General features: G+C 60.6%; 11 protein-coding genes. 6 read left to right on the top strand and 5 right to left on the bottom strand.

The features are described from left to right. The first annotated feature begins 153 nt into the window (after nt 1-153). Together DWB67_RS06050 and recO are read left to right on the top strand one after the other, a co-directional pair. Complete coding sequence (locus DWB67_RS06050; RefSeq protein ID WP_255418570.1) at nt 154-1134, top strand: Hint domain-containing protein; 981 nt, start codon at nt 154-156, stop codon at nt 1132-1134. 83 nt (nt 1135-1217) lie between these two features. Next, nucleotides 1218-1955 carry a DNA repair protein RecO gene (gene recO, locus DWB67_RS06055; protein ID WP_119806641.1) on the top strand — a complete coding sequence of 246 codons (738 nt, stop codon included), beginning with the start codon at nt 1218-1220 and terminating at the stop codon, nt 1953-1955. On the opposite strand, the gene DWB67_RS06060 is transcribed toward recO, so the two are convergent. Together DWB67_RS06060 and DWB67_RS06065 are read right to left on the bottom strand one after the other, a co-directional pair. Further along, nucleotides 1956-2414 carry an META domain-containing protein gene (locus DWB67_RS06060; RefSeq protein ID WP_119806642.1) on the bottom strand — a complete coding sequence of 153 codons (459 nt, stop codon included), beginning with the start codon at nt 2412-2414 and terminating at the stop codon, nt 1956-1958. A 77-nt stretch (nt 2415-2491) separates the two neighbouring features. After that, the gene (locus DWB67_RS06065) at nt 2492-4099 is read right to left on the bottom strand and encodes an acyl-CoA dehydrogenase family protein (RefSeq protein ID WP_119806643.1); all 1608 of its coding nucleotides are present in this window, start codon (nt 4097-4099) and stop codon (nt 2492-2494) included. A 171-nt stretch (nt 4100-4270) separates the two neighbouring features. On the opposite strand from DWB67_RS06065, the gene DWB67_RS06070 reads away from it, so the two are divergent. The 4 genes from DWB67_RS06070 to rnr are packed head-to-tail and all read left to right on the top strand — an operon-like array spanning nt 4271 to nt 8877. Beyond that, nucleotides 4271-5038: a sulfite exporter TauE/SafE family protein gene (locus DWB67_RS06070; RefSeq protein ID WP_119806644.1), complete on the top strand. Its 768-nt coding sequence runs from the start codon at nt 4271-4273 to the stop codon at nt 5036-5038. Then, nucleotides 5035-6174, top strand: coding sequence for a succinyl-diaminopimelate desuccinylase (gene dapE / locus DWB67_RS06075; protein WP_370453571.1), 1140 nt, complete (start codon nt 5035-5037; stop codon nt 6172-6174). The genes DWB67_RS06070 and dapE overlap by 4 nt, the downstream gene beginning before the upstream one ends. After that, nucleotides 6171-6587: a GNAT family N-acetyltransferase gene (locus DWB67_RS06080; RefSeq protein ID WP_119806646.1), complete on the top strand. Its 417-nt coding sequence runs from the start codon at nt 6171-6173 to the stop codon at nt 6585-6587. The genes dapE and DWB67_RS06080 overlap by 4 nt, the downstream gene beginning before the upstream one ends. Before the next feature lie 40 nt (nt 6588-6627). After that, nucleotides 6628-8877, top strand: coding sequence for a ribonuclease R (rnr, locus tag DWB67_RS06085; protein WP_119806647.1), 2250 nt, complete (start codon nt 6628-6630; stop codon nt 8875-8877). A gap of 37 nt (nt 8878-8914) precedes the next feature. On the opposite strand, the gene DWB67_RS06090 is transcribed toward rnr, so the two are convergent. From DWB67_RS06090 to DWB67_RS06100, 3 genes are all read right to left on the bottom strand, one after another. Continuing rightward, complete coding sequence (locus DWB67_RS06090) at nt 8915-10225, bottom strand: short-chain fatty acid transporter (protein WP_119806648.1); 1311 nt, start codon at nt 10223-10225, stop codon at nt 8915-8917. 63 nt (nt 10226-10288) lie between these two features. After that, a complete protein-coding gene (locus DWB67_RS06095) occupies nt 10289-11596 on the bottom strand; it encodes an HlyD family type I secretion periplasmic adaptor subunit (RefSeq protein ID WP_119806649.1) in 1308 nt (435 codons plus the stop codon). Beyond that, the gene (locus tag DWB67_RS06100) at nt 11593-13344 is read right to left on the bottom strand and encodes a type I secretion system permease/ATPase (RefSeq protein ID WP_119806650.1); all 1752 of its coding nucleotides are present in this window, start codon (nt 13342-13344) and stop codon (nt 11593-11595) included. The genes DWB67_RS06095 and DWB67_RS06100 overlap by 4 nt, the downstream gene beginning before the upstream one ends. Nucleotides 13345-13347: the final 3 nt, after the last annotated feature.

Consider the following 13347-nt stretch of genomic DNA (forward strand, 5'->3'; position numbering starts at 1 on the left):
TACCCTTATCTTAGGAGTTGCATCGCGGCATTAACTTGGAACGTTCTGTATCTTGGAAATTCTACGACGGCTCTTGATCCGACCGAAGGCAATAACGCAGCTGAAAATGCAAGTTCGTTCATTGGTCAGACATACGGCACTGCTGCCGATCCCTTGTCCAAGCAAATCTTTGCAGCCCAGACAGTGCAGGACAATACCGGCACTGGCACCGCGACGACGATGGACAACAATAACTCTGCGGCAAATGACAGCTATCTTATCGATCGTGATAAGGATGGGACTGCGGAAAGCTATACCCATGATACTGCTGTCTATTACAACGCCACGATAACCTATACCGATGGCACGACTGCGACACTGGGTGCGCGTATTGTGCAGATGACCAATGGCGATCTTTATCTGGCGCCGTCTTTCACTGCAGCCGATATCGCGGTTCAGCAAGCAAAACCAATCCAGAGCATAACACTGAATTCGGTTTCGAACAGTACGACTGTTTCGTTCAATGCCGACCGGACTGACATCAACTATGTTTGTTTTGCAGCGGACTCCATGATTGCCACCCCTTCGGGTGAGGTTGCGGTTCAAAATTTGCAAACCGGTGATCTGGTGATGACCGCCGATGATGGTGCCCAGCCGCTGCGCTGGATCGGAAGCGTAACGGTCGATCTGGCGACATCGCCCAAAATGCGCCCCGTGCGGATCCGCGCAGGTGCGTTGGGGGGCGGCTTGCCGATCAATGATCTGCTGGTGTCGCCGCAGCATCGCATATTGGTACGCTCGGCCATTGCACAGCAGATGTTTGGCACCTCAGAAGTGCTGGTGGCTGCCAAGCAGTTGTTGGCGCTGGACGGGATCGAACTGGCCGAGGAGATGACCAAAGTCAGCTATACGCATTTCCTGTTCGACAAGCACCAGATTGTTACCTCGAACGGTGCACAGACGGAATCGCTCTATACCGGCGCCGAAGCGCTGAAATCAGTAGGTCCTGCCGCGCGCGAAGAAATTCTGGCCCTGTTCCCCGAACTGGCCGATGAGACCCGCAGCGCGCCATCGGTCCGTATGCTGGTAAAAGGGCGTTCGGGTCGCGATATGGCACAGCGCCACCTTCAGGATAGCCTGACGCTGGTGGCGTAAAGACGATTTTGCGGGGCCGGACGTTCTGACATCTGGCCCTGCAGCTTTTGTTGTCGCATCCTGTCCCCCGATCGGAGATGTGGATGGAATGGCAAGCAGAAGGTACGGTGATTGCCCGCCGGACACATGGTGAAACTTCGGTCATTATCGACGTGTTGACGCTGGAACATGGTCGCCATTCAGGCATCGTTCCGGGCGGCACCTCGCGGATGCGGGTGGCGATGTTGCAACCGGGCGCACGCCTTAGCCTGCGCTGGCGGGCACGTCAGGCAGAACAGCTGGGAACCTTCACGATAGAGCCTTTGCGGTTGCGCCCCAATCTGATGGGGGACGCATTGGCGCTTGCGGGTCTGAACGCGATTTGTGCATTGCTGGTTTTCGGTTTGCCGGAACGCGATCCGCATCCCCGACTTGTCGAACAGACCGAGGCTTTGCTGGATCTGATCGAGGCAGGCGGCGACTGGCCCGCATTATATCTGGCGTGGGAAATGCGCCTGCTGGATGAAATGGGCTTCGGGCTGGACCTGACGTCTTGTGCTGTCACCGGCGCGCAAGACGGGCTGGCCTATGTCAGTCCCAGATCGGGGCGGGCTGTCAGTCGGGAAGGGGCAGGCGAATGGGCGGACCGGCTTTTCCCGCTGCCCGCGATCATGGGCGGGGTCGATACCAACCGCGCGCATGGTCTGCACGAAGGGTTGGCCATCACCGGATATTTTCTGGAAAACCGTCTTGGGGCCGAATTGGTGGGCCGCCATCTGCCCGCAGCGCGGGATCGTCTGATCAAACGGCTGGCCCGCGACAGGGGCCAGCCGTCGCAGTGATTATTCGTTACCGCGGGCCGAGGACAGCGCGTCGGTTTGCAGGTTTGCAGGGCGACCGCTTTCAAAGATCAACCAGGTCGGGCCTTTGATGCGCAGGACGCCACCGTAATATTCCATCACATTGGCTTGCTGCAGTGCATCGAAGAAACGCTGTTCGACGGCGGCATCCTTACAATCGCTGACGCCGGTGGTCTGCAGCGGCTCGAAGGCGACGGCGGGCAGCTGCGCGGTGTTCTTGGCGGCATAGCCGTTGCAGGGGCCACGACCCGACACGCCTTCGGGGCGCACGGTGATGGTGATGTTGCGCAGCGGCACGGTGCCGTTGGCGATGCCGACCAGAACATAGTCATTGGCCGGAATGCCGCCCATCGGATCGCCCTTGGGCTGATCTGCGCAGGCGGCAAGGGTCAATGTCGCAGCGGCAGCAGCGAAGAAAGCAGGGCGAAAGGTGAACGACATGGCGGGCTCCTTAGGAGGGAATTCAGAAACTGTCGTGAAATAACCTTATTTCACCTGCCGATCCACCCTGTTGCTGCTTATCCCAGAAGACGGCGGGCGATCACCTGTGCCTGAATTTCTGCAGCGCCTTCAAAGATGTTCAAAATTCGTGCGTCGCACAGCACGCGGCTTATCTGGTATTCCAGCGCAAAACCGTTACCACCATGGATTTGCAGGGCATTATCGGCACTGGACCATGCAACGCGGGCACCCAGAAGTTTGGCCATACCTGCCTCGACGTCGCAACGGTGACCGTGATCTTTTTCCCACGCACTGAAATAAGTCAGCTGTCGTGCGATCATGATTTCGACAACCATCATGGCCAATTTATCGGCAACACGGGGGAATTCGACCAATGGCTTGCCGAATTGCTTGCGATCCAGCGCGTATTGCAGCCCCAGTTCCAGTGCGTTTTGGGCAACACCTATGGCACGGGCAGCGGTCTGGATGCGGGCCGATTCGAAGGTCTGCATCAGCTGTTTGAAGCCCTGACCGGTTTCGCCGCCCAGCAGGTTGTCGCCCGCCACGCGGAAGCCGTCAAAGGCCAGCTCGTATTCCTTCATGCCGCGATAGCCCAAGACCTCTATCTCGCCTCCGGTCATGCCGGGGGTGGGGAAGGGGGCGGCATCGTCGCCCGGCGTCTTTTCGGCGATGAACATCGATAGCCCGCGATAATCGGTGGTGGCGGGGTCGGTGCGGGCCAGCAGCGTCATGATATGTGTGCGGGCGGCATGGGTGATCCATGTCTTGTTGCCCGTCACCACCCAGTCATCGCCATCCCTGACGGCGCGGGTGCGCAGACTGCCCAGATCGCTGCCGGTATTGGGTTCGGTGAAAACGGCGGTGGGCAGGATCTCTCCGCTGGCCAGCTTGGGCAGCCAGTGGGCCTTTTGCGCGTCGGTGCCGCCGCCGATGATCAACTCGGCGGCGATTTCACTGCGGGTGCCAAGGGACCCCACACCGATATAGCCGCGCGACAGTTCTTCCGAGACAACGACCATGGCAGCCTTGGACATGCCCAGGCCCCCCTGATCTTCGGGGATGGTCAGGCCGAAGACGCCCAGATCGGCCAGTTCGTCGATGATTTCCATCGGGATCAGCTGGTCGTCCAGATGCCACTGATGGGCATGGGGGACGACCTTATCGTCGGTCCAGCGGCGGAACTGGTCGCGGATCATCTCAAGATCCTCATCCAGCCCCGATGCGCCGAAGGTCGCCGCACCGGGGCTTTGTGCCATCAAGGCGGCCAGTTCCGCACGGGCTCGCGGCGTGTTTCCTGCCATCAGCGCAGTTACAGCGTCAGACGGTGTCCATTCGACGCCAAGGTCCGACAGGCGGGCGAATTCGGTCTGGCTCATGGGGATGCCATGGGCGATCTGGGTCAAATATTCGCCAAAGCCGATCTGCGCAATCAGACGTTCCATTGGACCGCTGACGCGGGCGGTCCATGCATGCAGCTGTTTCAGGGATTCGACATAGGTGGCCAGCCACGACAGCGCATGGGCAGCATGCTGATGCCTTTCCAGCGCCTGCGCGTCGATGCGGCCATCGGTGGTGACCTGACCCCGCAGGAATTGCGTGGCGCGGGCCAGCAGGCCCTCGATCTCGGACAGGGCAGTTTCGGTCCGGTGCTGCATGTCTTTCATCGGTTCATCCTTTCGCGGCGTTGCGGCATGAATAAGCTCTTCGCAGTCGCAGCGCAATAAATTTGCTAAATATGATGGTTATATGATCGAATGTGTCGCAGTTAAATCTGGCTGGTGATGTCACTGAAAAGCGCACTTTTCCTTTCCAGATGCAGCAGTTAGCCTGCGCGCATGTTCGGATTAGAGCTTTGGCAATTTATCGCAGCCTTCGGCGTGACCCTATTTGCGGGTTTCGTCAAAGGTGCTTTGGGCTTTGCAATGCCGATGGTCATGATCTCGGCGTTCGGGTCGATGATGGCGGCCCCTGTGGCGCTAGCGGCGATGATTCTGCCGACGCTGTTCACCAACATCCAGCAGGCCTTGCGCGACGGGGTCGCCCCTGCCGTTGCCTCGACCCGCAAATTCCGACTGCATATCGGGATGGTGGCGCTGTTTATCTGCGTTTCGGCGGGTTTTGCCACGATCATCCCGCAGTGGATGATGTATGCCCTGTTGGGGGCACCGATCACCGCCTTTGCAATCTGGCAACTGTCAGGGCGCCCGCTGGTTCTGAACCTGCATCACCAGAAACGGGCCGAGGCCGTGTCCGGTATGATCGGCGGTCTTTACGGGGGCGTGTCGGGTATCTGGGGCCCACCGCTGATCGTTTATCTGCTGTCCATCGGCATCGACAAACGCGAACAGGTCCGTGTTCAGGGCGTGGTATTCCTGATCGGAGCTGTTGTGCTGACGGTTGCACATCTTTTCTCGGGGGTGCTGAACGCACAGACGCTGCCTTTGTCGGCGGTGCTATGTATCCCTGCCTTTGCCGGAATGAAGCTGGGCTTTGCCTTGCAGGACCGTCTGGATGTGGCGCAATTCCGGCGCTGGACGCTGGTGCTGTTGATCCTGACCGGCCTGAACCTGATCCGCCGCGCCTTTGAAATCTGGAGCCTGTGATGACCGACGCTGCTGCCCTGACCGTCCGCCTGATCCAATGCCCCTCTGTCACCCCCGAGGAAGGCGGCGCGCTGGTTTTGCTGGGCGATCTGCTGACCGATGCCGGATTCACTGTGACACGGGTGGACCGCAACGGCACCTCGAACCTCTTTGCCCGCTGGGGTGAAAAAGGCGCGCGCAGCTTCGGCTTTAACGGCCATACCGATGTCGTGCCGCCGGGTGATCTGGGATCATGGACGCATCCGCCTTTCAGCGGCCATCTGGAAGACGGTGTGATCTGGGGGCGCGGCGCGACCGATATGAAGTCGGGTGTCGCGGCATTTGTCGCCGCCGCCATCGATTTTACCCGTGACACCCCCCCCGATGGCGCGGTGATCCTGACCATCACAGGTGATGAGGAAGGCCCAGCAAAAGACGGCACCACCGCCATTCTGGACTGGATGGAAGCGAATGGCGAACGCATGGATGCCTGTGTGGTCGGCGAACCGTCAAACCCCGATGTGATGGGCGAGATGATGAAGATCGGCCGCCGCGGGTCTGCCACCTTCAGCATTACGGCCAAAGGTGTGCAGGGGCATGCTGCCTATCCGCACCGCGCCAAAAACCCGCTGCATGCGCTGACGACCTATCTGTCGGACCTGACGGCCACGCCGCTGGATCAGGGCACGGATCATTTTGATCCGTCGGGGCTGCAAATCACCAGCATTGATTGCGGCAACCCCGCGTCGAATGTGATCCCCGAACGGGCCAGCGCGGTGGTCAATATCCGCTTTAACGACCTGCATACCGGCGCGTCTCTGGCCGCTGATCTGACCGAACGCGCCGCGCGTCTTAGCGCCGAAACCGGTGTGACGCTGGCGGTATCGACCAACATCTCGGGCGAGGCGTTCATGACCGAACCCGGTCCCTTTGTGGAATTGGTGCGCGGGATCGTGACGCAGGAAACCAACCGTCAGCCTGTGCTGTCCACGTCGGGGGGTACGTCGGATGCCCGCTTTGTCAAAGACCACTGCCCCGTTGTTGAATTCGGCCTTGTCGGGCATCATATGCATCAGGTCGATGAACGTGTGCCGGTGGCGCAGGTCCATCAGCTGAAAACCATCTATCAGCGCATTCTTGAAAGCTATTTCGCATGAAGATCGAACGCACCGAAAATCTGGCGGCTTGCCACGCCCTGCGCCGTACGGTCTTTATTCAGGAACAGAACGTCCCCGAAGCCGATGAAATGGACGATCTGGATGATCAGGCCATCCATCTGCTGGCATGGCAGGGCGATACCCCTGTCGGCACGGCGCGATTGCTGATAAACGGCAATATCGGCAAGATCGGGCGGGTCTGTGTTCTGGCACAGGCACGCGGCATAGGTCTGGGGGCGCAGCTCATCCGCGTCTCGATGGATATTCTGCGCGAACAGTCCGGTGTGACGGTTGCCAAGCTGGGCGCGCAGACACATGCCATTGGGTTTTACGAAAAACTTGGCTTTGTGGCGCAAGGACCGGTTTACGATGACGGGGGAATCCCGCATCGGGATATGACACGCGAACTCTGACCTGCCTGGCAGCGTTGGGGCCAATATGACAGGTAAGAAGATGACCCAGATCCCCAACAAAGAACAAATTTTGGAATGGGTCGCTGCACACCCCGAAGCCAATTCCAAACGCGACATCGCCAAGGCGTTCGGCATCAAAGGTGCCGCCCGCATCGACCTCAAGCGTATGCTGAAAGAGCTGGAAGGCGCCGGTCAGCTGGAGCGCCGCCGCAAGCATTACCTTGACGCCGAACAGCTGCCGCCGGTGACTGTGCTGGAACTGCTGGCCCCTGACGGGTCGGGCGATCTGTTTGCGCGTCCGATGGATTGGCGCAACGAAGGTCCGATGCCGCGCATCCTGTATATCCCGCGCGAAAGCGATCCGGCACTGGGACGCGGTGACCGCTTTCTGGCCCGCCTGACCCCTGCCGTGGGCGAGGAGTATAATTATGAGGCGCGGATGATCCGCCGCGTCACCGCCAGCCCCAACCGCATTACCGGTATTTTCCGCAAGGATACCGAGGGCGGACGCATCATGCCTATCGACAAAGGACAGGACCGTGAATGGCGTGTGCGCGGCGACTCGACTTTGGGCGCGGAAAACGGTGAACTGGTGCAGGGCGAACAGGTCGGCCCCAAGAACCGCATGGGCGTGCCTTGGGCGCGGATTATCGACCGTCTGGGTGACCCATCGGCCCCGCGTGCCGTTAGCCTGATTGCCATCCATCAGCATGGTATCCCCGACGAATTCCCCGATGCCGTCATCAATGAAGCTGAATCCGCCCAGCCCGCCACCATGAAGGGCCGCGACGATCTGCGCGACCTGCCGCTGGTGACGATCGACCCGTCCGACGCGCGCGACCATGATGATGCGGTCGCCGCACAGGTCGAGGATGACGGCGGCGCGACCATCTGGGTCGCCATCGCCGATGTCGCCTATTACGTCCGCACCGGCAGCTCGCTGGACCGCGAGGCGTGGAACCGCGGCAACTCCAGCTATTTCCCCGACCGCGTTGTGCCGATGCTGCCCGAGGCTTTGTCCGCCGATCTGTGTTCGCTGCATGAAGGCGTGGATCGCGCCGTGATCACCGTGCGGATGCGGCTGGACGCGCAGGGCAATAAGGTCAGCCATACCTTCCAGCGCGCGATGATGAACAGCCGCGCCAGCCTGTCCTATGAACAGGCGCAGGCGGGGGCCGATGGCAATCCTGACGAACAGACCGCGCCCTTGATGGATGATGTCATCACGCCGCTGTGGCACGCTTACGACCTGCTGAAATCTGCACGCGAACGTCGCCAGCCGCTGGAACTGGACCTGCCCGAACGCCGGATCGAGCTGACGCCGGATGGCCGCGTCAAGGATGTGAAATTCCGCGAACGCTTCGACGCCCATAAGCTGATCGAGGAATTCATGGTGCTGGCCAATGTCGCCGCGGCCGAGGAACTGTCCAAACGCCAACGCCCGCTGCTGTTCCGCGTCCATGAAGAACCCAGCCTTGCCAAGATCGATGCGCTGCGCGAAGTCGCCCAAGCCTCCGGCTTTACGCTGGCCAAGGGGCAGGTGCTGCACACCAGCCACCTGAACCGCCTGCTGGCGCAATCGCAGGACACTGATTTCGACGAGCTGATCAACATCTCGACCCTGCGCTCGATGACGCAGGCCTATTACCACCCCGAAAATTTTGGCCACTTTGGCCTGTCGCTGAATAGCTATGCGCATTTCACGTCACCCATCCGCCGCTATGCCGATTTGATCGTGCATCGGGCGCTGATCGCGGGGCATGGCTGGGGCAAGGACGGGCTGAACGCGGACGAAATCGAGCGTCTGTCCGAAACCGCCACCCATATCAGCGAAACCGAACGTCGCAGCATGGCCGCCGAACGCGACACGACCGACCGCTATCTGGCGGCCTATCTGTCCGAACGCGTGGGCACGGAAATGACGGGTCGCATTAATGGTGTGCAGAAATTCGGAGCCTTTGTCCGGCTGGATGAAACGGGGGCCGATGGCTTGCTGCCGATCCGGTCCATCGGGCAGGAATATTTCCACTTTGATCCCGACGCCCATACCCTGATCGGCGGCGATACCGGTCTGGAAATCAGCGTCGGACAGCGCGTGACCGTCCGTCTGGCCGAGGCGATCCCCGTCACCGGTGGCCTGACGCTGGAGCTGTTGGAACTGGATGGCAAAAGCATGCCCCGTGGCGGGCGTTTCAAAGGCCGTCGTGGTGGTCCGATCGGGCGGATGTCCACCAAGTCGCGTCTGGCCGAGGTTAAGCGCGCCACGAAGCGGCGTCGCAAAAAGACCTGACCTCAGGGCTATGTGGGGGCAAGCCCCCCACATATTGTCAGATGTAATACAGAATACCGCCGACGACGATGCCGACGACCAGCAGCTGAATGACGCAAAAGCCCATGATGTCGCGCGCTTTCAGGCCCGCGATGCCCAGCATCGGCAGCGCCCAGAAGGGTTGCAGCATATTGGTCCATGCGTCACCCCATGCAACGCCCATCGCGACCTTGGCGACATCGGCACCCAAAGCCTCGGCTGCGGGCAGCATGACGGGGGCCTGCACCGCCCATTGGCCGCCACCTGATGGCACGAAGATGTTGACGATGCCTGCGGAAATAAAGCTCCAGAAGGGCAGGGTCGTCGCGGTCGAAATGGATACGAACCATTCCGACAGATTCGCCGCCAGACCGCTTTGGACCATGATTGCCATGATGCCGGCATAGAAGGGGAACTGGATGACGATGCCCGCGCCGCCGCGCACACCTTCGTCCAGCGCGGCCAGCAGGCTGCGGGCCGATCCGTGGCAGATGATGCCAAGGAACAGGAACATGAAGTTCACGATGTTCAGGTTCAGCGCGCCACCATTCAGGAAATGCATCATCAGCCACGCCAGACCGGGGATGCCGATCAGATACATCAGCAGGGGGCTGGTTTCCAAGCGCTCGGCCGGGGTGGGCAGGGCGGATCGAGGGGCGGTTTCCCTGTCGCGCAGGTTTTCGGGATTGACCAGCACCTGTTCATGTTCCAGCGGCAACATCAACCGGTTGGCCAGTGGCACCAGAACAAACAGCGCGGCGACAATCATCAGGTTCCACGATGCAAAAATCGTCTGGCTGGTGGGAATGACGCCGATCTGGCTTTCGGTGAAATGGCCCGATGTGGCGATGGTCAGCGGGATCGACCCCGAAATGCCGCCATGCCAGATGATGAAACCCGAATAGGCAGAGGCAACCAGCAGGCGGTAATCGACGCGGGTCTGGCGGGCGATCTCTTTGGCGAAGATCGCGCCGACAACCAGACCGAAGCCCCAGTTGATCCAGCTGGCGGCCAGCGACACCACCGTGACCAGCACAATGGCCGCGCCACGGCTTTTGGCCAGACCGGCCATCCGTGCCAGAATTTTGCGCACCGGCGGGGATGAGGCCAGAATAAAACCGGTGACCAGCACCAGAAGCATCTGCATGGCAAATTGCAGCAATTCCCAGAAGCCGTTGCCCCACATCTGGATCAGATCGACGGGGTGTGTGCCTTGGGTCAGCATGGCCGCCGCTGCGGCCACCAATGTCAGCACAATGACAAAGATGAACGCGTCTGGCAGCCATCGCTCCATCATGCGGGTGGCGGGCCGGGATAATACTCTCAGCATTGTGATCCTCCTCTTGATGTCAGCAAGCTGCGTCAGAGGAGAACACAAGGCAACCGTGTCTTGTCAGCTTTCGCGGAAAGCGCGGTTAAAGTAATCGGCCAGCGGTTTCATCAGATAGGCCATGGGGCTGCGATCGCTGGTCTGGATATACACCTCGACCGGCATGCCGGGGACCAGGGCCAGATTGCCCAGCTTTTCGATTTCCTCGGGCGGGATCGAAACCTCGGCCCGATAATAAAGCGAACGTGTCGCTTCATCCATCAGGGCATCGGCGGAAACACGGTCCAGCCGTCCGTCGATTTCCGGCGTGGTGCGTGACGAAAACGCCGAGAATCGCAACACGACCGGCTGGCCGATCAGAACCTCGTCGATGTTGATGGTCTGGATGCGGGCACCGATGACCAGCGGACGATCCTGCGGGATCAGATACATCAGCGGTTCGGCAGATTGGATCACCGAACGCGGCGTCGTGACCTGCATGTCATAGACAAGGCCGGACACAGGGGCACGGATCTCGAGGCGGCTGATCTGTTCGATCAGGCTGCGACGACGTTCGGCCAGTTCCAGTTCACGATAGCCAAGATCGCGCAGTTCGGTTTCGGCCTGTTCACGACGTTCCGATCCCAGTTGCAAACGCTGGATTTCCAGTTCGGTCTGGCGGATCAACGCCGAGGCGCGGTTGGCCTGAAGCGACCCCAGTTCACCGTCCATACGTGCAGCTTCGCGTTGCAGACCCAGAACGCGCGAGGCCTGTGCAAGGCCGCGGTCCAGCAGGCTTTGCTGGTCGGCCAGTTCCTTGCCGATCAGGTCGCGCTGGCTGATCATCGCATCGATCTGTGCATCGATCCCCGCCGTTTCCGAGGTGATCTGTTCGCTTTGCTGTTGCAGCTGGTCCAGCGACTGACGCAGCGTGTCCAGACGGGTCTGGAACAGGCTGGTCTGACCCGCAATCAGGTCCTGAAGGCTCTCATCGGTCTTGGCGGTTTCAAGCAGTTCTTCGGGGAAGGTGATCGTATCGACGTTACTGCGTTCCGCCTCCAACCGGCCACGGCGGGCCAGAATTTCGAAATACTGGCCTTCGACGATGATATGTTCGGTTCGCAGCAGTGTCCCGTCCAGTGATATCAGCAGATCGCCGGCTTTGACATCCGCGCCATCCTTGACGGCGATGGTTTCCACCACGCCCCCGTCGGGGTGCTGGACGATCTGGCGTTGCTGTTCAACCTCGACCTGGCCGCTGGCGACGACGGCGCCGGATATCTGGGAAATGGTCGCCCAGACGATAAAGCCCCCGACCAAGGTCACGATCGCCAGCACGCCCGCGATGATGGGGCCACGGACCGACCAGCGGTTTTCGTTCGGTCCGGTCATGCGACGCCCCCGACTTTACCGCCTGCACTGGATTGCAGGATCTGGGCCGAATTCTTGACCATTTGTTGCAATACCTTTTCACGCGGGCCAAAGGCACGGACGACACCGGCCTCCATGACCAGCAGATTGTCACATTCATTGATGGCTGCGGGACGGTGGGCCATGATGATCACGGCACCGTTCTGGGCCTTGATCCGGCGGATGGCCTGATTCAGCGCCTCGGACCCCTGATTGTCCAGATTCGAGTTCGGCTCGTCCAGAACCAGCATCACCGGGTCGGGGTAAAGCGCGCGCGCCAGACCGATACGCTGGATCTGACCGCCCGACAGGCGACCGGCGGTTTGGCTGATGCGGGTGTCATAGCCCTGCGGCAGGTCCAGAATCATCTGGTGTGCGGCGGCGGCGCGGGCGGCCTGAACGACTTTTTCAGGATCGGGGTTTTTCGACAGACGCGCGATATTGTCCGAGATTGTGCCATCAAACAGCGTTACATGCTGTGGCAGATAGCCGATCAGACCGCCCAGCACATCGGGATCATATTGATCCAAGGTCGCACCACCCAACCGGATAAAGCCGCCTGTCACGGGCCAGGCGCCGATCAGGGCGCGTGCCAATGTGGATTTTCCGGCACCTGACGGACCGATCACCCCGAGGGCCGTGCCCGGATCGACGCGGAAATTGATGCCGCGCAGGGTGGCGGTCTGTTCGCCCGGCGGGGCGACAACCAGATTGCGCGCCTCGATCTGGGCGGCGGGGCGGGGCAGGCGGGTGCGGGCAGGTTCGGGGGGGCGGCGTCCCAGCAGGGTGCCCAGACGGCCCCAGCCATCCTGTGCGGCCTGCACACCGGGCCAGCCGCCGACCAGTTGGTCGACCGGCGCCAAAGCACGTCCCATCATGATAGAGCTGGCAATCATCGCCCCCGGCGTCAGTTCCTGACGCAGTACCAGCCACGCACCTGCCGCCAGCATGGCGCTTTGCAAAAACAGGCGGAAGCTGCGGGAAAACACACTGAAACCACCCGAGAGGTCACCCGCACGAACCGTGCTGTCCTGTGCGTCGCGGCGGAATTGTTGCCAGCGTTCATGGGTGGCACCGCGCATGCCGAGGGCGCAGATCACCTCGCCCTCGTCGCGGTACAGATCGGCCATGCGCTGCGCCTGCGCGGCAGACCTCGATGATTGTTGCAACGGCGTTTTTGTCAGCATCCGGTTGGCGATTGTCGTCAGTACCAGAATTGCCCCTCCTGCGGTGGCAACCATGCCCAGGACCGGATGGAACACATAAATCGCGGCAAGGAAAAGCGGTGCCCAAGGCAGATCGAAAAACGCCAGCATGATCGGCGATCCGATCAGACGCTGGATGGCATCCAGATCGCGCATGCCGCTGGCGGTTGCCGCAGATTCGTCACCCCGCACGGCACCTTCACGCAAAGAGGCGCTGAAAACCCGCGGCTCCATCCGGTCCTGAAAGCGGGCTGCGACGCGTTGCATCACGCGGTTGCGGATGACATCGATTACACCCATCAACAGGAACAAAAACATGACCAAGACAAAAAGCGCGGTCAAAGTCTCGACCGAGCGGGACGCCAATACGCGGTCATAGACCTGCAACATGAACAAAGGACCGGTCAGCATCAGCAGGTTGACCACCGCCGAAAACACAGCAACTGCCACAAACAATTGCCAACCTGTCGCACGGGCCTGCCGCAATTCGCGCAGTCCATCGTGATTACCTACACCTACCGCCATATT

Origin of the sequence: Paracoccus sp. JM45, from assembly GCF_003590715.1 — a bacterium.
GTDB lineage: Bacteria > Pseudomonadota > Alphaproteobacteria > Rhodobacterales > Rhodobacteraceae > Paracoccus.